This window comes from Shewanella sp. SM87 (assembly GCF_025653705.1).
Lineage (GTDB): Bacteria > Pseudomonadota > Gammaproteobacteria > Enterobacterales > Shewanellaceae > Shewanella > Shewanella oncorhynchi.
Genome location: NZ_JAKKSC010000013.1, coordinates 104,821 through 125,357, shown reverse-complemented (window position 1 = coordinate 125,357; position 20,537 = coordinate 104,821). Strand labels below are relative to the sequence as shown.

General features: G+C 45.7%; 14 protein-coding genes. 3 read left to right on the top strand and 11 right to left on the bottom strand.

What is annotated here, in order from left to right; translation table 11 throughout:
• Positions 1-54 precede the first annotated feature (54 nt).
• The 9 genes from L5M11_RS12425 to L5M11_RS12385 all read right to left on the bottom strand — a co-directional run bounded on the left by L5M11_RS12425 (position 55) and on the right by L5M11_RS12385 (position 13,199).
• The gene (locus tag L5M11_RS12425) at positions 55-1,791 is read right to left on the bottom strand and encodes a sodium:solute symporter family protein (RefSeq protein WP_131523557.1); all 1,737 of its coding nucleotides are present in this window, start codon (positions 1,789-1,791) and stop codon (positions 55-57) included.
• Between the two features lie 11 nt (positions 1,792-1,802).
• On the bottom strand, positions 1,803-2,069 hold the full coding sequence (locus tag L5M11_RS12420; protein WP_006082142.1) for a DUF4212 domain-containing protein: 267 nt from the start codon (positions 2,067-2,069) through the stop codon (positions 1,803-1,805).
• A 630-nt stretch (positions 2,070-2,699) separates the two neighbouring features.
• Complete coding sequence (locus L5M11_RS12415; RefSeq protein WP_168824137.1) at positions 2,700-3,320, bottom strand: thiol:disulfide interchange protein DsbA/DsbL; 621 nt, start codon at positions 3,318-3,320, stop codon at positions 2,700-2,702.
• Between the two features lie 125 nt (positions 3,321-3,445).
• Positions 3,446-4,309 (bottom strand): NAD(P)-binding domain-containing protein, encoded by an 864-nt coding sequence (locus tag L5M11_RS12410; protein WP_263192252.1) that lies wholly within the window; start codon positions 4,307-4,309, stop codon positions 3,446-3,448.
• Between the two features lie 56 nt (positions 4,310-4,365).
• Positions 4,366-5,568 carry an HD-GYP domain-containing protein gene (locus L5M11_RS12405; protein ID WP_263192250.1) on the bottom strand — a complete coding sequence of 401 codons (1,203 nt, stop codon included), beginning with the start codon at positions 5,566-5,568 and terminating at the stop codon, positions 4,366-4,368.
• 246 nt (positions 5,569-5,814) lie between these two features.
• Positions 5,815-6,276, bottom strand: a complete 462-nt coding sequence (locus tag L5M11_RS12400) for a DUF2919 domain-containing protein (RefSeq protein ID WP_263192249.1) — start codon at positions 6,274-6,276, stop codon at positions 5,815-5,817.
• 248 nt (positions 6,277-6,524) lie between these two features.
• Positions 6,525-8,582 (bottom strand): NAD-dependent DNA ligase LigA, encoded by a 2,058-nt coding sequence (gene ligA / locus L5M11_RS12395; RefSeq protein ID WP_263192247.1) that lies wholly within the window; start codon positions 8,580-8,582, stop codon positions 6,525-6,527.
• Between the two features lie 103 nt (positions 8,583-8,685).
• Positions 8,686-9,759 (bottom strand): cell division protein ZipA, encoded by a 1,074-nt coding sequence (zipA, locus tag L5M11_RS12390; protein ID WP_263192245.1) that lies wholly within the window; start codon positions 9,757-9,759, stop codon positions 8,686-8,688.
• A gap of 23 nt (positions 9,760-9,782) precedes the next feature.
• Complete coding sequence (locus tag L5M11_RS12385) at positions 9,783-13,199, bottom strand: chromosome segregation protein SMC (protein WP_263192242.1); 3,417 nt, start codon at positions 13,197-13,199, stop codon at positions 9,783-9,785.
• 197 nt (positions 13,200-13,396) lie between these two features.
• On the opposite strand from L5M11_RS12385, the gene cysZ reads away from it, so the two are divergent.
• Both cysZ and L5M11_RS12375 read left to right on the top strand, forming a co-directional pair.
• On the top strand, positions 13,397-14,176 hold the full coding sequence (gene cysZ / locus L5M11_RS12380) for a sulfate transporter CysZ (RefSeq protein ID WP_131523549.1): 780 nt from the start codon (positions 13,397-13,399) through the stop codon (positions 14,174-14,176).
• Between the two features lie 144 nt (positions 14,177-14,320).
• Positions 14,321-16,762 carry a carbohydrate binding family 9 domain-containing protein gene (locus tag L5M11_RS12375; RefSeq protein ID WP_263192239.1) on the top strand — a complete coding sequence of 814 codons (2,442 nt, stop codon included), beginning with the start codon at positions 14,321-14,323 and terminating at the stop codon, positions 16,760-16,762.
• 100 nt (positions 16,763-16,862) lie between these two features.
• Here the strand turns inward: L5M11_RS12375 and L5M11_RS12370 are convergent, their stop codons facing one another.
• Both L5M11_RS12370 and L5M11_RS12365 read right to left on the bottom strand, forming a co-directional pair.
• Positions 16,863-17,984 carry a beta-ketoacyl-ACP synthase III gene (locus L5M11_RS12370; RefSeq protein ID WP_028760965.1) on the bottom strand — a complete coding sequence of 374 codons (1,122 nt, stop codon included), beginning with the start codon at positions 17,982-17,984 and terminating at the stop codon, positions 16,863-16,865.
• Entirely contained in the window at positions 17,981-19,183 is a 1,203-nt protein-coding gene (locus L5M11_RS12365) for an RDD family protein (RefSeq protein WP_263192237.1), read from the bottom strand. The genes L5M11_RS12370 and L5M11_RS12365 overlap by 4 nt, the downstream gene beginning before the upstream one ends.
• Before the next feature lie 250 nt (positions 19,184-19,433).
• Between L5M11_RS12365 and cysK the strand changes: the two genes are divergently transcribed.
• Positions 19,434-20,402: a cysteine synthase A gene (cysK, locus tag L5M11_RS12360; protein ID WP_113940761.1), complete on the top strand. Its 969-nt coding sequence runs from the start codon at positions 19,434-19,436 to the stop codon at positions 20,400-20,402.
• The last annotated feature ends 135 nt before the right edge of the window (positions 20,403-20,537 follow it).

The window sequence follows — 20,537 nt, the reverse complement described above, 5'->3', positions numbered from 1 at the left end:
AAAAAGAGCGCCGAAGCGCTCTCTTGTGTTGGTACTCACCATTACGCAGTAAGGTTAGTGGCCGCTTGCTTCACCCGAACCTTTAGGGAAACGAATCGATTCAACCATCTCCTGAACATGCAGTGGTGTTGCCGCAGTGACTCGACTCACTATAGCTGCCACACCGAAGTTCACTAACATGCCTACCATACCAATACCTTCTGGTGAAATACCCAGGAACCAGTTAGCCGCGATGTTAGCCGTTGGATCAACAAACTTGAAGTAGATGATATAACCAGCAGTAAACAGTAGACCCGTTAACATACCGGCAATCGCACCTTCTTTATTCATTGTCTTAGAGAAAATACCCATAACAATGGCAGGGAACAGTGAGGAAGCCGCTAATCCGAAGGCGAATGCCACCACTGCCGCCACGAAACCAGGAGGGTTCACCCCAAAGTAACCCGCAATCACAATGCCGATACCTGCCGCCAAGCGAGCATATAGCAGCTCTTTTTTATCGGAAAGGTTAGGCATTAAATTCTTTTTCAATAGGTCGTGTGAAACCGACGTTGAAATCACCAATAGCAAGCCTGCAGATGTTGATAACGCTGCTGCTAAACCACCCGCCGCCACGAGGGCGATAACCCAAGCTGGTAAATTAGCGATTTCTGGCGTAGCAAGTACGATAATATCGTTATCAATCTTCATTTCATTTTTGCTAGCGGGATCTTCAATCTTACCTGACGAATAGTAAATTTTACCGTCGCCATTTTTGTCATCCCACTTAATCAAACCGGTTTTTTCCCAGTTCTTAATCCAATCTGGTGCAGACTCATAAGCCACACCTTTAGAATCGGGACCGTTAATAGTTTCAATCATGTTCACGCGGGAGAACGCTGCTAACGCAGGTACTGTGGTGTACATAATCGCAATAAAAACAAGCGACCATCCTGCAGTGATACGTGCATCTTTCACCTTAGGTACAGTGAAGAAACGCACGATAACATGGGGTAAACCCGCAGTCCCCACCATCAAGGCACCCGTAATACAGAACACATCTATCATGCTCTTAGAACCGTCGGTGTAAGGTGCAAAGCCGAGCTCAACCGAAACGTTATTGAGTTTTTCTAACAAATATACACCGCTATTATTGCCAGCGGCATCCAGTAACTCAGCACCAAAACCTATTTGCGGTACTAAGTGGCCCGTCATCATCACTGAAAGGAAAATAGCCGGAACCATAAAGGCGAAAATCAGTACGCAGTATTGAGCAACCTGAGTGTAGGTAATCCCTTTCATACCACCGAGTACCGCGTAGAAGAACACGACCGCCATACCAATATATACGCCCGTATCCACATCCACTTCAAGGAAACGCGAGAACACAACACCCACGCCACGCATTTGCCCTGCAATATACGTAAAGCAAATAAAGATAGCGCAGATAACCGCGACTGTACGTGCCGCCTGTGAGTAATAACGCTCACCGACGAAATCTGGCACAGTAAACTTACCAAATTTACGTAAATACGGTGCCATACAAAGGGCAAGCAATACGTAGCCGCCCGTCCAGCCCATCAAGTACACGCTACCATCGTAACCGACGAAAGACACAATACCCGCTAACGAAATAAATGACGCCGCTGACATCCAATCTGCCGCCGTTGCCATACCGTTCACCACAGGGTGAACACCGCCGCCAGCAACATAGAACTCTTTGGTTGAACCCGCACGGGTCCAGATTGCAATCCCAATGTAGAGCGCAAATGAGAGCCCTACGATAATATATGTGAGTGTTTGAACATCCATCTCAAAGCTCCTTAGTCTTCTTGTACGTTATATTTTTTATCTAAGGCGTTGGCTTTTGCCGCGTAGACAAAGATAAGCGCAACGAATACATACATAGATCCCTGTTGTGCAAACCAGAAACCTAATTTGAATCCCATGAAATGGACTTCATTGAGTACATCAACCAATAAAATGCCGCATCCAAAAGAAACTGCCGCCCAAATGGCTAATAAGCTCAGTACGAGACGAATATTCTCGCGCCAATAACCCTTTGCCTTGTCGTTGTTTTCAAAACCCATAGTGACTCCCCTGTGCTGTTTTAATTTTAAGTCATGTTTAATCTAGCAACAGCTGGTGTGAGCACAATCACGACTTTCGTCTAACCCGTGATTCAAAACACTGTCCGAAAATAGCGAACAGAAACAAATTCAAAGAGTTAACAATGACATTACATTTTGATGCGGTTTTAACTTTTTAAACAGATTAGACCAATGTCGAACATGAATGAGTGGGATGTGAATGGAGAAAGAGGATTTTCATCCAATAAATAGAAATAACTTATTGTCTGAACTAGGGAAATTAGAAATTTAAATGACCTTTAATACAGCTCTAGACTGGCTAAAAATCAGATGATTTAAGATTTTTAGCCTAGATTATTGAGAATTCTAATCATGAGTTCCTCAATTAATTAGAGACGTTTCATTTCATCAAACCTAGGTCAGGTCAATTGCTTACCGTTTCATTTCATCATGTTATTTCGTCAAAATGTTAGGGTTTGACTCACAGTCACCTTGCAGGTTTACAACAAAAAATAACCCAGCCTATGCTGGGTTACTCAATCTACCTTGAGGAAACGTGACTAAGCGTTACTCGCAACAAGCAACTTTCATCGCATGATACATCGCGTGCCGTCCGTCTATAAAATGCCGTTACTTCGCAGCTAAAAACTTCACTAACGCCGCCAATTCTTCTGCGGTATGTGCGGTTGAGGTCAGCATATAACGGCCATTAACCAGTAATGACGGTACCCCCTTGATCCCAGCAAGCTCAGCTTGAGAGTCATAATTCATTAGGGTGAATTTTGCATCGACGGAATTCATCGCGGCATCGACATCATCCACCCTAGCGCCTTGGGCAAGGAAAAAGGCTTTTACTTGCTCAAGGGTGGTAAATTGCTCACCTTTCTCATGAATTTGCTTAAAAATGGCACCATGGGTTTGCTTAGTCATCTTTAATTTTTGCGCCATATAATAGGCAAACTGGCTCAATTCCCAAGCGGGACGACCTGCACCAACGGGTGTACGCTCAAAGGCCACATCTTTGCCAAGCAGCTTTACTGTCGACTCAATGAGCGGTTCTTGCTTATAACAATGTGTGCAGTTATAAGAAAAAAACTCCCGCAGCACTGGCTTTTGCGTTTCGGTAATGCCCGCCACAGTGACATAATCCTTGCCTTCTTCGAAACTTGCAGCCTGCAGGGCAAAACTGGCACTCAGCATTAATCCGCACGCAAATACTGCTATAGGTCGAACTCGATTAAACACGCCCATTATATTGTCTCTTTTTATTCGTCATTTGTTTAAATAAATAAGGATTACACATTTGCTAAAGCAAATTTGGAACCCAAAGATAACCTAAAAGTTCGACTTTTACCTTTTACAGTAATGAACCTTTCTCAACATGCCGCTAGCATATCCAGCGGCGAAACATACTGATATCGAAAGCCTAAATCTGTGACAATCGCATCAGCTTGGATGACTTTACTCGGCATAGATTGTTGATTAAATTCTGGCGCTACTAAACCTAGAGATTCGGCAGCAGCTTGATAAAACTCAGCTTTAGTCGGATGTGAAGGTGCGCAAAGATTATAAATCGGCGCCACTGATAATCCAGAATGAGTTGCCGCGAGAATTGCGCTAACGGCGCGCACACAGTCGCTAAGATGGACTAAATTTACTGCGACATTCGCCCCACTCACATCAGTTTTTCCAGCAAGAAAACGCCCAGGATGACGTTTAGGACCGACGAGTCCAGCAAAACGAACGATACAGGCATGGGGCAATGCTTGAAATAAAGCTTCAGCATCTAACAGCACTTGGCTATCGCTTGATTCTGCCATCGCATCGGCTTCTGTCATCAATTTATCTTGGGTCGGATATACGCCCGTAGTGCTGATAAACACAATCCGCTGATATTGCCAGCCTTGAGTTAATTCGATGAGTTGTTGTAATTCTTCAAGATAAGCGGCATTACCACGCTTTAATCGGGGAGGAATATTGACCACTAAATAATCGGTCTGAAATAAACCGCTTAACACCTGAGCATCGGGGGCAGATGATGCTTCGTGGCCCAATTGCAGCGGATAGGCTTCAATCCCGACTTCAGTTAATACCGATAATTCTTCGGCACTGCGCTTACAGCCAGTGACTCGATAGCCCTCATGGACAAGTTGCTTTGCCAAAGCAAAACCAAACCAACCACAACCGACCAAAGCAACACTGGATTTTACTGCGCTGTTTTCTGCTTTTACATTCGCCATATTAGCCCTAAGGGAATCACATCAGCGGATAGAATACGGAACTTAGCACATAAGATTCAAGTTTGTAGCGAACTAAAATAAAAACTAATCCCTTTATCGACTTGTAAGGTACGAATAGCACCCTCGGACAACTCTTCCGCCTTGATGGCTTTTTGTACTGTCACGCCTTCATTACTTAAAAAACGCAGCGATGCTTCACTCCCGTCCACTTTGCAGGCCCACACTTGGGGTTGACTCACTTCTTTGGTGGTCATGATCACTTTCGCAATACTGTCATCGGAGAGCTTTACTATAGTTCCTGGTGGGTAGATGCCAAGAATTTTAACCAACACAGAAATCAGTGATTCTGAATGTTTACTCGCACGGTTTTTAAACAAATAACCTAATGCTACTTGAGGAGATGTCACTTGCTGGCCACTGAGCTGTTGATCGTAGTCATTTGCCAAACTCACGATCTGCGTAATGATAGGGATTTTATGACCCGTCAATCCGTCAGGAAATCCTGAACCATCAACAAACTCATGGTGGTGTAAAATGACATTCAGCACTTCTTTAGGGAATAATCCCGACCGATTCAGCATGTCAAAGCCAAAATTAGGGTGCATTTGCAAATAGCTTGCTTCGTGTGTAGTCAAAGAGCCTCGCTTACGGCGAATAACATCAGGTACCTTAAGTTTACCAATGTCATGTAACAAACTACCAAGAGCAATATCACGCAGCTCTCTTGGAGTTAAATCCAGCGCATGACCTATCATCATTGCCAGCACAGCCACAGAGACGCCATGTTGGGTCACACTGACATCATTATCATCCATTCCAACTAATGTTAGGAACGGTGTTTCAACTTCCTGTAGATGGCTGAGTAAGTCTTCAACCAGTGCCGCCGATAAACGATAGGCGCCTTCAGGATCGCTGACTATTTTACCAAACACACTACGGCAGTTATTCACATTCATTAAAAAACGCTTCTGACTCAAACGCATCGCCTTACGGGTATCGGCCTTAAGATCACGCTCGGGTTCAACTGCTATCTCATCTTCGATGTCATCTTCTTCAACAATATCCAGTTCGGCATTCAATTCAGATAACAAAAAAACATAGGGGACGCCTAAGCCACGGATCATTTCGATTTGAGCGGCACTGCTAATATCAACACGGTTAAATAAAAAAGGATGGTTCGTCCATGACAAAGGCAACTTGACTCTCATGCCAAGTTGAATTTCTGACAGTAACAACTTTTTTTGAGGTACTTTTGCCACGCAATATGACTCCTTTCAAATGTAATGTGGATATAAACAGATGGCCTTATCTGCGTATCCAACAGGGCACATTTAAGCTAAGTACATATAACTATAGATGATTCAAAGCATTCAATGGAGAAATAAGGTAAAAATCCTTATCAAACTGAGGGATAGAACACATCGTCATGTGCCCCACCGCTCAGTTCTAAATAAAGTTATTATATAACAATACGATACAAACTAAGTCTGAAGTTCTTTAGCTTCTTATTTTGCCCAATCACGGAGGTAATAACTGAGTCGCTTCGATTTAATAAGATAAATACTCGACCAAAATAACATTAAAGCATCTAAAGCAAGACTCCAATGAAACAGAAATTGGCCATGGATCAATCGCTGACCCAACAAAACGCCATCAATAATCAACAGCAACCACAACCCCCATTTTAAATGCACAAAAATCGGTCTTAACCATTGGGGCGAACGTCGACGTTCAGCTATCACCACAAGATAAATCAAAACCGCGCCAAGTCCCGCCCCGAGTGCTAGCAAAAAATCTGACTTTTCAGGGTAAAAAATCCGCACTAACTCAGAACGGTCACCCATCTGAGTCAGCGAGGCGATAAAAATACACCAACCACGCGCGAGATAAGCCAAAAGCGCATATAAAAAGATGGGCGGTTTAATGTGGCCTTTATCATCGAGCCAAGTGATGTGACTAAAATTCAAATAGGTTTCCAATCAGCAAAATCTAAAACAGCATATCAAGGAGATGGTGCCAATCGCGGTTAATTCAATAGCCAAAGCAGATAATCTTTCCGCACCTTGATTATTTTCAGACAAAAAAATAGCGCCTTGGGCCAGGCACTATTTAATATCGGCTATTCGGCGGTATTCACCCCTTGATACAAGGCTGCAGCCGTTACAGCCGGCATTGAATCAACATCAAGCCAACGCCCTCTCTGAAATGACGCCAATCAAGCGTTCGCGGCGAGAAGGGCTAACAACTCGTCTTCATCCATCACTTTAACACCAAGCTCCTGCGCTTTAGCCAGTTTTGAACCTGCCGCCTCACCTGCCACTAAACAATCGGTATTTTTGGAGACACTGCCTGCCACTTTCGCCCCCAGCGCCTGCAACTGAGCTTTAGCATCATTGCGATTGAGCTGATTTAAGGTGCCAGTCAATACCCAAGTTTGGCCTTTAAGCGGCTGAGCATCTGCACTAGGTGCTTCAATGGCAGGCCAATGAACACCTGCAGCAACTAAAGCATCAATAACTTCAAGGTTATGGGGCTGGGCAAAAAAATGGGCCACATGCTGTGCAACAACAGCACCAACATCTTCCACTTCGGTTAACTGCTCCACAGTTGCCACCCGCAGCGCATCTAGACTGGCAAAGTGCGCCGCCAGGTTTGCTGCCGTCGCCTCGCCCACTTCGCGAATACCTAAGCCATATAAGAAACGCGCAAGAGTGGTGGTTTTGGCCGCTTCAATCGCGGCAGCTAAATTGGTTGCCGACTTCATCCCCATGCGGTCAAGCATAGTCATCATAGAAGCGGTGAGCTTAAACAGATCCGCAGGACTTTGAACTAACTCTTTATCAATCAATTGCTCAACGACTTTGTCGCCCATGCCATCGATATCTAAAGCCTTGCGGGATGCAAAATGCTTAATCGCTTCTTTACGCTGCGCTTCGCAGAATAAACCACCGCTACAGCGAGCCACAGCCTCACCTTCTAGGCGCTCAACTAAACTGCCGCATACAGGACAATTGTGCGGGAATACAATGTCAGTCGCCGTTTCAGGGCGTCTTTCAGGCACTATGGCAACAATTTGTGGGATCACATCGCCTGCGCGGCGGATGATCACCGTATCACCGACCTTAATGCCTAAACGGGCAATTTCATCGGCATTGTGCAGCGTCGCATTCGATACCGTCACGCCACCAACAAACACAGGCTTTAAGCGCGCGACTGGCGTCACAGCACCTGTGCGGCCCACTTGAAAATCAACGCCTTCAAGTTGGGTCATTTCTTCCTGTGCGGGGAACTTATAAGCAATCGCCCAGCGGGGTGATTTAGCCACAAAACCTAAACGTTGCTGCTGGGCAATGTCGTTAACTTTCATCACTACGCCATCGATTTCAAAGGCTAAATCGCCGCGACGGCTGAGAATATCTTTGTAGTAGTCATAGACTTGGCTTAGTTCAGCGCAGACTTTGATTTCGCTACTAACGGGTAAACCCCACGACTTAAGCTGTTGCAACTGTTCAAAATGGGTTTTAGCTAACGGATGGGAATCCGGCTCAACAACACCAAGCGCATAGGCATAAAAAGCCAATGAACGGGCAGCAGTAATTTTACTGTCGAGTTGTCGCAAGCTACCGGCTGCTGCGTTACGCGGATTCACGAAGAGTTTTTCATCTTTGGCGCGCGCCCTATCATTCAAAGCTTCAAAAGCGGCTTTTGGCATAAAAGCCTCGCCGCGCACTTCAACGAGCTCGGGAAAATCATGACCACGTAATTTAAGCGGGATCGATTTAATGGTTTTCACATTTTCAGTGATATCTTCACCCACTGAACCATCGCCGCGCGTCGCCGCACGCTCGAGCACACCATGGCGATACAAGATACTCACGGCAAGGCCATCGAGTTTAGGCTCACAACAAAAGCTCACCTCACCCACTTTATCGGTGACACGCTTATGGAAAGCACTGAAATCCGCCTCATCGAAGGCGTTATCTAGGCTTAACATAGGCTTAAGGTGCGTGATTTGATCAAATTTGGCGAGCGCTAATCCGCCCACCCTTTGAGTCGGTGAATCAGCGACAATCAAATGGGGATACAAGGCTTCTAACTTGAGTAAACGCTGCATCAACCTGTCGTACTCAGAATCGGTAATGCTCGGAGCATCGTCCACATAGTAACGAATGTTGTGCTCGTTCAGCGATTGGCTGAGCGCCTGCATCACCTGCGATGCGTTTTCTGGGGTGACGTCTTTAGACAGAAGTGTATCGAGTTGAATGTCTTGCATATTCTTTATCCAGAATTCTTTAGATCACAAAAAGTAGATCACAAAAAATGAGGCCGCAATAGCGGCCTCATCAATCTATTAACCGCCAAGTTGCGGTGTCGGCTTAAGCGTTAGCGCGAATGCGGTGTAAATAATCTTGCTTAGTGAACTCACCCCAAGGTTGGCGTTGTCCGTCAAGCACCACCGCATCGATATCATCCGCAAGTTGGCGCGCCGAGTTAAGCATAATCGAGAAGTTCATAAGGGCGTCACCGTAGCAAGGCAAAGTCATGAAAAACACCACCCCTTGGGTACTGAACTGCTCCATATTATCCGGATCAAACACGCCAGGCTTTAGCATATTCGCTATCGAGAACAATACTTTACCATTGCCAGCATTATCCACATGGCGATGGAAAATATTCATATCCCCATATTTAAAATTCAAGGTTAAGAAACAAGGCAGCAATTCGGCGCCGTTAAGCTGTAGACCCTCTTTAGCGACCACGTGTAATACCAGTACGTCGCGTGGTTCACCTAACTCATCTTCAGCGGCTTGTTCGACAACCTCTTCTTGATAGCTATCTTCTTTATATTCATTTTCGTCAAACAAGGCCGTTTGCTGCGGAACTGCACTAAGTAACGCATGTTCCTGTTCAGCTGCTTTTTGCGCGACGATAGCCGCATGGGATTGACCCATTGGCGGAGTTTGCATGCTAGCTTGAGTGTTCAAAACGGGCTCTTGACGCGAGACTTTCGGGCCACGGTGTTGCTCTTTTGCCACAGGTGGCTGCAAGCTAAAATCAGGCTGAGCTGTCACTGGCTCGTGTTTAGGGCCAACTTTCAACTCTGGTTTAAACTCTGTTGATTTAAACTCTTGTGGTTTAAATTCAGGCTTAGGTTCTAGCTTTACTTCCTGCTTCAAATAAGGATTGGCCGCAGGAGTTTCGTTGTTAGGTGCAAGTTCACCGGCTTTGCGCACGCGTACGGCGCCAATACCATCGGCATCAAACCCTTCTGAATCGATCCGCTTCGGACTCGGCTCACCTTTCTCAGCCTGTTTCTTATAAAAGTTGCTCATTGGGCTATCTTTCAATGATTTAGGCTGTTGTCTTCTGATAGACCAAAATCCATGCACCAGCACAGCAACTATGGCTATGGCGCCTAAAACGAACAATACTAGTTGCAAATCTTCCATTGGTTACCCTGTCTTTCTTCTAGTTATCCAGCGTCAGCCATCGCCACCGCTTGCTCTATGTCTACCGCAACTATACGAGACACACCGGGCTCGTGCATAGTCACGCCAATAAGTTGATCCGCCATTTCCATGGTTATTTTGTTATGGCTGATATAAATAAACTGTACGCTCTGTGACATTTCTTTTAGCAATCGACAGAAGCGTTCTACGTTGGCATCGTCTAATGGCGCATCCACTTCATCTAACATACAGAAGGGAGCAGGATTCAGCCTAAAAATGGCGAATACCAATGATAAAGCGGTTAATGCTTTTTCACCACCCGAAAGAAGATGGATTGTGCTGTTCTTCTTCCCCGGTGGTTGGGCCATGATAGTCACGCCCGTTTCTAACAAATCGTCGTCAGTTAACGCTAAATAAGCTCGGCCGCCACCAAACACTTTCGGAAATAAGCGTCCGAGATCTTCGTTGACGGAGTCAAATGTCGTCTTAAAGCGGCTTCGGGTTTCCTTATCTATTTTACGAATCGCTTCCTCTAAGGTTGCAAGCCCTTTATTTAAATCGTCATCTTGATGATCAAGATAAGATTTTCGCTCACTTTGCTGTTCAAATTCTTCGATCGCCGCAAGGTTAATAGCACCTAAACGAACAATTTTCTGCCGTATTTGATCTAAATCACTCTGCCACTTGTCTGGCATCCCCTCTGCGGGCAAGTTTCCAAGGATTTCAGACAGAATGATTTGCTGTTCCTGTAAGGCTTCCAGCTGACTATTCGCTTGGCCTTTTATTCCTTCACGACGTAACTTTAACGTGCTCAGGCTTTGAGTCAAGTCCTCAAGCTTACCAAGCTCTTGTTTTTGCTTTATTCCTATACGGTTTAATGTGTCTGTGAGCACACTTTGCTGCTGACGAACCTCTTTTAAGCCCTGTTGTTGCTCATGTTGTTGCTTTAGTAACTGCGTTAACTGTTCAGTCAGCTGCACACTATTTTGCACCCCACTCAATTGGGCAACTTTGGCAAGTTCTGTTAACACAGACTCGCGGGAGTGGATGAGTTCATTGACACGCACTTGCTGTAATTCAATTTGCTCCGTGCTCACGGCCATGCGCATCGTCACGGCTTGCAAACCCGTCGCAGTGGCTGATAATTGACGTTCTACCTCAGTAATACGCCCTTTTAATGCTTGATGGCGCACACTATCGGCCTGTGTGTCTTGGATGAGTTGCCGCTGAATATCTTCACTAGCCTGCAGCGTCTCATCGAGCTCCATTTCTTGTTCTGCTAATAATTCGCATTGCTCGCTTAAGCGTTCAATATCAATCAAACTCGTACTTAAAGCCGCGTCAAGTTTACTTTGCTGTTCGACGCGCGCCTTCACTTGCTCGATTAAACCACTAAGCTGCATCGACTTAGTCGCTTTGTCTAACTGCAATTGATGTAATTTTTGCGCGCCATCGGTCAGTTGCAGTCTTTGTTGCTGCAAAATAGCCGCAAGATCTGTCATCTTGTCTTGCCGAATCTGCAGGGATTGTTGCAAATCGAGGATATTTTGCGCTAACTGAGCTTGCTCTTTACTGAGTTGCACCAGTGACTGGGCGCCCTCTGTTTTAGTGATTAAAAAACCTTGTCCCAGTAGATAACCGTCGGCAGTGACAATCCGTTCATCGGATGTTAGCTGTGGCAGCAGTTCTTTCGCTGCATGGATATCCTTTGCCCACTTAAGCCCCGCTAACCAAGGGGCGAGATTCACCTTAGCCTGTAAAAATTCACTTTGGCTTGATTGTGACGCTAACGCTTGAAACCCCATTTCAGTTTCAGTGACGCCAACGGGCAAGGTCAACAAGCCATTTAGGGCGAGTTCGGCCGCGGTTTCCCAACCATTTTCAACAGTTAAACTCTGCCATAACTGCGGTTTATCACTCTGCTGTTCTTGCTTAGTCAACCACTGTTCAACCAGCTCATGGCGCGCTTTAGTCGCAGTTAATTGCTGCTGAATGTGCTCAGCGCTATGGCGGGCTTCATCTAAGGCTTGCGTACTTGCACTTACACTTTGTTCTTGCTGATGATTAATTTCATTTTGCAGTGTGAGCGCATCATCCAAAGACTCAATATCTTGCTGCAATGGTGTAATACTCGATGCGAGATCACCGTCCATTAACGCCACAAGTTGCGCCTGCTGCTCACGACTTTGCTGCTGTTTGTGTTGCAGTAATTGCTGCTGATGCGCTAACTGGCTGCGACGCAGTTCAAGCTGTAACTTATGCTGAGAAACATCCGCTGCCTGTTGGCGCGCCACTTCGGCCTGCTGCTGACTGCGTTCTATGCTCATTTCCCATTGGGATTGCAGCTCATCCATGAGCTCTTGTTGCTCATCATGCTGTGGCCCAAGTTTGGCAAGTTCAAGCTCTAACGCGCTAAGACTCGCTTTATAGCCGTTAAGCTTATCGGTGTTTTGTTGGATCTGCTCTTTGACTTGCGCCAACTGGGTTTCGAGCTGGGCGTCGCGTTGCTTTTGATTCTGTAGCTGTTGCTCTAACTTAGCGATCTCAGTACCGGTCAGATAATAGGCTTCAACCGCTCGCTGCTCTTGCTCCGCCAATTGCGCGAGTTGCACTTGCAATTCAGTGGTCTGTAATTCATCAGTTTGCGCGAGTGACTGCGCCGCCGCTTGCTGCACTTCAATAGCACTTATCTGCTCAGATAGGCTCGCCATCTGATCTTGCAACTCTTGATAGCGCATCACAAGGAGTTCAGCATGGGTCTTACGCTCGGCCTGTTTAAGCTCACGATATTGTTTAGCGGCTTTAGCCTGCTGCGCAAGTTTATCTAACTGCTTACCGAGCTCACTGCGAATATCGCCCAAACGCTCGAGGTTTTCGCGGGTATGGCGAATACGGTTTTCAGTTTCGCGCCGACGCTCTTTATAGCGGGAAATCCCGGCGGCTTCCTCAATAAAGGTACGCAAGTCTTGGGGTTTAGATTCAATCAGGCGGGAAATAGTGCCTTGCTCGATAATGGCATAACTTCGCGGGCCAAGACCTGTGCCCATAAACAAGTCGGTAATGTCTTTACGACGACACTTTTGACCATTGAGAAAATACCAAGACTCACCGTCGCGGCTCACCTGACGCTTAACGGCGATTTCTTCATAACTGGCATACTGACCAGCGAGGCGACCCTCTTTGTTTTCAAAAATAAGTTCAACACCCGCCACAGACACAGGTTTTCGCGCGCTTGAACCGTTAAATATCACATCGGCCATAGAATCACCGCGTAGGTGCTTCGCCGAGCTTTCACCGAGCACCCAACGCACGGCATCGATCACGTTCGATTTACCGCAGCCATTTGGGCCAATAATGGCGGTTAATGCCTGTAAAAAAGGAATTTTCGTGGGATCGACAAACGACTTAAAGCCGGCAAGTTTTATCTGTTTTAATCTCATGGTGCCAGTTAGCGCGTCTCTGAAGTCTGGCCCGAAAATGAGCCGAGCGGTGCAAATGCATTCTGCTGGCAACTTTAACAAAGCAGGCAGCATTTTGTAACGCTTTTTATTGAATTCATGCGGCTTTTAGCTTGTCATCTGTCCATGAGTTGATCACAATCGCATATAGCTGTCGCTTAACTTTTTGGAAAAACGATATGACACAGAAAAAAACCTTGCCCTTCCCAGCCAAAAGTGGCGTTAATTATTTTCTCGATGGCTTTGGTTTAATCACACGTAAAGGCCTGCGCACTTTCGTATTTATTCCGTTAATGATTAACCTACTGCTGTTTGCTGGCGTCATTTATGTAGCCATAGGCCAGTTAGATACGCTATTCACTTGGATGAATGCCCAGCTCCCTGAATATTTAAGCTGGTTAAACTTTTTGCTTTGGCCCCTCGCCGTCACCACTATGCTGGTGATGCTTGCTTTTGTATTTAGCTCCGTCATGAACTGGCTCGCCGCCCCCTTTAATGGTCTGTTGGCTGAAAAAGTCGAGCAGCTGTTAACTGGTAAGCAGCTGAATACCGGTTCTGGTATTGATTTAATCAAAGACTTACCGCGTATCCTTGGGCGTGAGTGGATCAAACTCAAATACTATCTGCCCCGCGCACTGGTATTTTTGTTATTGTTTTTAGTGCCTATGGTAGGCCAGACGCTGGCGCCGATTTTATGGTTTCTGTTCAGCGCTTGGATGATGGCGATTCAGTACTGCGATTATCCCTTCGATAACCACAAGGTCAGTTTTAAAGATATGCGCTTTGCCTTGAATCAAACCCGTGGCACCAGTTTTAGCTTTGGCGCAACTGTGACGCTATTTTCGATGATCCCCATAGTCAACTTTATCGTCATGCCAGTGGCGATTTGTGGCGCGACGGCCATGTGGGTCGATAAGTATCGTGAAGCGTATCGCAACCATGCCATCGCACCCGAGTAGTAACACCAGCAGTGCTGAGTCATGGCTCAGCACTGCTCCCCAATTTTTTTAGACCCAATAATCCAATCATGTTTCGCCTCGTTAAAATCAACGCAAACCTTGTAACAATTACTCGCTATTGTTAACTTCACGTTTTCTGGCAAAATGCGCGCCACGAATGTGTTATTTGAGTCTTTTTTGTTGAAATCAATCTTAGCCATCATCTTATCTAGTCTTGCTTTTCTACCTGTAACTTGCCTTGCTGGCTATGCCAGCCAATTTCAGTTAGCTATTCCAACACTTAACAGTGCTGCCAATATCGACGGTGAGTTGGACGATGCCATTTGGCAACAAGCCGCAGTCACAGAGCTCAAATACGAAACCCAACCAGGGGAAAACATTGCCGCATTAGTGAAAACCGAGGCGCGAGTTTATGCGACTAAAACCAGTCTTTTTGTGGCATTTACTGCCAAAGACATTAATCCCAAACTCATTCGGGCCACACTCAAGGACAGAGACAAGCTGTGGAGTGATGATTTAGTCGGAATTAAACTCGATACTTTTAATAATGCCCGTTTAGCGTACCAATTTTTTATTAATCCCCTTGGCGTGCAATTAGACTCAATTGAAAACGAACTAACGGGTGAAGAAAGCGAAGCATGGGATGGTATTTGGAAATCCGCAGGCAAGATCACCGCCGATGGCTATCAGGTCGAAGTCGAGTTACCACTGAGACTGTTCAACTTTGACGACAAGAAAAGCCTGCAAGAATGGGGCTTTGAGTTAATTCGTTATTATCCACGCAATGAAAAACATCGCCTATCGACCCATAAGATTGACCGTAATACGAGTTGTCAACTTTGTCAGTTAGGTGTGGCTTCTGGCTTGGCGGGGGCAGAACAAGGACAGGATGTACAAATCACCCCGACTTTTATCGCCAACCGTAACGAACATAAACAGGCGGATGGCTGGGAAGCTGATAACAATCTCGAGCCAGGTGTAGACTTACGCTGGGGCATTAATTCCAGCACCTTACTCAATGCCACCATTAATCCCGATTTTTCCCAAGTGGAATCCGATGCTGGCCAGCTCGATGTGAACAGCACTTTCTCCTTGTTCTATGATGAGAAACGGCCGTTCTTTTTGGATAATAAAGACTATTTCGACACACAGGTGAATCTGCTGCACACCCGCAATATTGTTGCACCTGACTATGGTATCAAACTGACAAGTAAGAGCGATGATCACACCTTAGCTCTGCTAGCGAGTAACGATAGCCAAACCACGTTTTTGGTACCGGGAAATTTAAGCTCAGAGGTTGCCTCGCTTGATCAAGAAAGTTTGAACCTTGCGGGACGTTATCGTTTCGACATGAGCAAAACCTTCTCCATCGGTGGATTACTTACCGCGAAAACGAGCAGTGACAACACTCACAATGGTACAGTAAATAACCTGCACTATGGGATTAACAGCCAACCCGATTACCACAACTATGTCATTAGTCTGGATGCGAAATATCAACCAACACCACAGGACAGTTTCACTGCACAAGTGGCCCAATCGGATACTCAATACCCCACGGGAGTCTATCGTCAATTTTGTACTGATACTGAAAATGACCCTAGTAATGGTTTGCCCTGTGGCCAATCTCAGCTTGATTGCGAACTCGGTCACTGCCAACTCAACGAACAAGTATTACGTAGCCAATCTGATAGCCGCTTTGGCGGCAATTTATATCAGTTAACCTTTAAACACGAAGAGCGAAATTGGTTTGCTTACAGTGAATACAACGCAGTTGATCCCGATTTTCGTGCCGATTTAGGCTTTGTCGAAAAAATCGATTACCGCACCTTTGAGGCTGGTGCGGGTTTGATTTGGTATCCTACGGGCACCTTTAACAAGGTGGAATTAGCGGGAGATTGGGATATCACTCATAACCAAGCAGGCGAACGACTTGAAGAAGAGTATGAAGCCTACATCGAAATCCTCGGCGCATTACAAAGCGAAATCACCTTTGGTGTAGAAACCCGTGAACGTGTGGGCCCTCGCCGCGATGCTTCACAACTCACTATCGCCGGAAATAGTCAACTATATGATGAAACCCAAGTGTGGTTTTATGGCGCAGTAACCCCGTTATCGCCCCTGAGTATGGAGCTTGAAATGTACTACGGCGATGAAATTGATTTTATCAATGATAGGCTGGGCACTAAAACGCAAATGAACCCGAGTATCAATTGGAAAATTGCTAATGGACTTTCTATCGATATATCCCATCTTTATCAGCAAATGGATGTGGAACAAGGTGCACTTTTTACCGCTAATCTGAGCGATGTACGCCTCAACTGGCAATTCAGTCTACACAGTTTTATTCGCCTTTCTAGCATTTACACCCGGATAAATCGCAATGTGGCGCAGTATTTATATTCGGCGCCTCAGAGTGAGGAAGCGCATTTAGGCAATGAGCTCCTCTACGGTTATAAACTCAATCCGCAGAGTGTGTTCTACCTCGGATACTCTGATAGTTTACAGGCTAATGATGAGTTAAGCCGCCTGACGCGGGACGAGAAAACCTACTTTATGAAGTTAAGTTACGCATGGCTGCTATAAACAATCATTGCCTTAAACAGAAAGCAACTTAGGCAAACAACTGACATAAAAAAGCCCACATCTTCCTCGATGTGGGCTTTTTATTATGACGGTGAGAATCTTAGACCTTCTGCAGAATAACGCTGCCAATAGAATATCCTGCGCCAAACGAACTCAATAAACCTAAATCGCCAGTCTTAAAGTCACCGGAAAACTTGTGAAATGCAATAACAGAACCCGCGGAAGCCGTATTGGCGTATTCATCTAACACCACGGGCGCTTGTTCCGCTGACACATCATCCCCTAACAGCTTTCTCACCACGAACTGATTCATGTTGATGTTGGCTTGATGTAACCACAAACGTTTGAAGGACTGTGGCGTTAACGCTTGTTCGGCCAGATGTTCATCCAAATGTTGATAAATCATCGGCAACAGCTCTTTAAATACCTTGCGCCCTTGTTGGTGGAATAGCTTATCGGCTTGATGGGCCGCACTCGGATCGCAGCGGTTCAAGAAACCGAAATTACTGCGAATATTGTTCGAGTAATCGGTAAAACAGCGGCTTGAGAGGATCTTAAACACATGGTCAGACTGGGCTAAGCTTTGTTCTTCCAGTACCAGAGCCGTCGCTACATCACCGAAGATAAAATGGCTGTCACGGTCGCGATAATTCACCTGTGCCGAGCAAATTTCAGGGTTGATCACTAGCACTCTTGAGGCAGAACCCGTAGCAATGGCATTAGCCGCGGCGACAATTGCAAACGTCGCCGATGAACACGCTACCTGCATGTCGTAACCATAACCCCGCGTACCCAGTGCACGTTGAATTTCAATCGCCATAGCAGGATACGCACGCTGAGTATAAGCACAGGCAACAATCACTAAGTCAATTTGTTCAGCCTTGAGATTGGCATTTTTAAGCGCCATCAATGCGGCTTCAAGGCCAATCTCGGCCTGCATCGATAATTCGTCACTACTGCGCTCAGGAATCAACGGCATCATGACTTCGGGATCCAGAATGCCCTCTTTCACCATCACATATCTGTGCTTGATGCCTGAGGCTTTTTCAATAAACTCGCTCGATGAATAGGACAAAGCCGCAACATGGCCTTGCTCAATTAAGCCTGCATTTTCAAGATTGAAAATATCCACATAAGCATTGAAGCTCTCAACTAAGGCTTCATTGGAAATACTGTGGGGCGGCGTAAATAGGCCACTCCCCGAAATGACGACCTGTTTCATAAATGCTCCAAACGGGTACTGGTTGTAAGGTGAGCAGAGGATGCATCATCACTCGTAAGCACAGGTGCTAACTCATTTTGCCCCTGCGCTTGTTGCTCTAATCGTTGCTTTTTATGCATTTGCACTAAGTCTATCACGACTGTTGAAGATATTTTATCTTGGATCCCCTGCCGATTGGCATCCCAAAATATTTGCATAAAGCCAAGTAAGCCAGTGGTAAAGCCTGCGGCATAGCCGCCATAACGGCCAAACGCGGCCCATAAACTGATGTTGGCACCATCGAGCTGGATCACCCGAATGCCCAGCATCTTCTTACCTAAGGTTTGACCATCAAATCGTGCAGTAAAGACGGTAAAGTAAAACGCTGCCCAACCAAAACCCAGCCCCATATCACTCAGAAAGCCTTTCACCCAAGCAACAACACTATGGGTTGGAGCTTCATCAACGGTTCTGAGGCGAGAATATTGCGAAGAGCTCACATTTACTGCATCAGCCACCGCGCTTTGCGGCTGTACATCCGGCGAAATAGCTTGAATAGGCTGAAGTGGCTCAGGCGGAGAATCTGTTGTCGCCAACTCAACAGGAAGCGTAATAACAGGCCATAGGCTGCCATTAAGCACTTCCGCCTGTAACTTTTCACTGTCTATGGCAGGCAAACTACTGTTGGCTATGGTTGCTAGCACTATTTCACGTTGATCATTTTCTGTCATGCCCTTTGATCCTGAAGCGCTTTTTATCGCTTCATGTAGGGATTGAACTTGAGTTTTACCACAAGCATAATTATTGCACTGGCTCAACGACATCAATGCTGGTAGTGACGTAATGATTTGTTCACCTAATGCCAATTGTTGCTCTACTCCCTCACTGCTTTTAACGTCTGTTCCATTAAAATCAAACAGATTATTGGCGGTTGTCAGCAACATAAAAACCAACATCAAGGCATAAAGTCCCCACTTGAGTAAACGACCAAACTTACGACTGCGCTTTTCAATCCAGATAATACTGACCACCAGCAAGACAAACATCCAATCCATCTGCTCAGCTAACACAGTGATCAGCAAACCATCAATCAGTATGGCTAACATCCGCTTCAACGGTGTCGCCAATGGGGTGTATAACACGGATGCTGCAATGGTAAATGCCTTTGGTGTTACCATCGTTTTTGGATCTTTACCCAGATCCATTTGTTGCTGCTTCATCTTTGCGCTTGTCCGATACGAGTGATAGGCTAGTTTTACGATTGAGACATCAAGAAGTTATCCCTGTTAATGCCACAATCTTTTTTATGTTAGCAAGAGGTTAACACAGTTAAACTGGCTGCCAATCAGGGTTTGCGAATAACAGCACCCCCTTTAATAACCAAATCGAATAAAGAAGAACAAACAATCACTTCTAAAAGCGCCACAGCAGATTATGATTCAGTAGTGCCAACATAGGAGCAAGCAATCCATGAGCAAAATTTTCGAAGATAATTCATATACTATTGGTAATACACCACTAGTACGTTTAAACCGTGTTAGCCAAGGTAAAGTGCTGGCCAAAGTCGAAGCCCGTAACCCAAGCTTCAGTGTTAAATGCCGTATCGGTGCCAATATGATTTGGGATGCCGAGAAGAAAGGTCTATTAACAAAAAATCACGAGCTGATTGAGCCGACATCAGGCAACACAGGTATTGCATTAGCGTATGTTGCCGCGGCCCGTGGCTATAAACTGACCCTGACCATGCCAAATACCATGAGTTTAGAGCGTCGTAAGCTACTCAAAGCCTTAGGCGCAACTCTCGTGCTGACTGAAGGCGCAAAAGGCATGAAAGGTGCGATTGATAAAGCGGAAGAAATTCGCCAATCGGCTCCTGAAAAATACATTTTATTGCAGCAGTTTAATAACCCTGCTAACCCAGAAATCCATGAAAAAACCACAGGTCCAGAAATCTGGAATGATACCGATGGTGAAGTGGATGTGTTTGTTGCCGGTGTAGGTACTGGCGGTACAATTACTGGTGTAAGCCGTTACTTGAAAAAAGTGGCCGGTAAAACCATCACCTCAGTTGCGGTTGAGCCAGCAGATTCTCCTGTTATAGCTCAAACCTTAGCGGGTTTACCAGTGCAACCAGGGCCGCATAAAATTCAAGGTATTGGTGCAGGCTTTATCCCAGGTAACTTAGATTTAGAATTGATTGACCGTGTTGAGGCTGTAACTAACGATGAAGCCATCGACATGGCCCGCCGCTTAATGCAAGAAGAAGGCATTTTAGTGGGTATTTCATCGGGTGCCGCCGTTGTCGCCGCAAACCGCATCGCTGAGTTGCCAGAGTTTGCAGGCAAAACCATTGTGGTGATTTTGCCATCGGCAGCCGAGCGTTACCTATCTTCAGTCTTGTTCCAAGGCCAATTCGGCGACGAAGAAAACGTTCAATAAACGACGTTTTATCGTCCTTAAAATACCCAGCTTTGGCTGGGTATTTTTATTTATGGCATTCCATTATTTAGATCTCGATTACAGAGCATAAACAAGTTACTGCTCAAGTTTGGATACAGCTCATAGTTCTTTGTA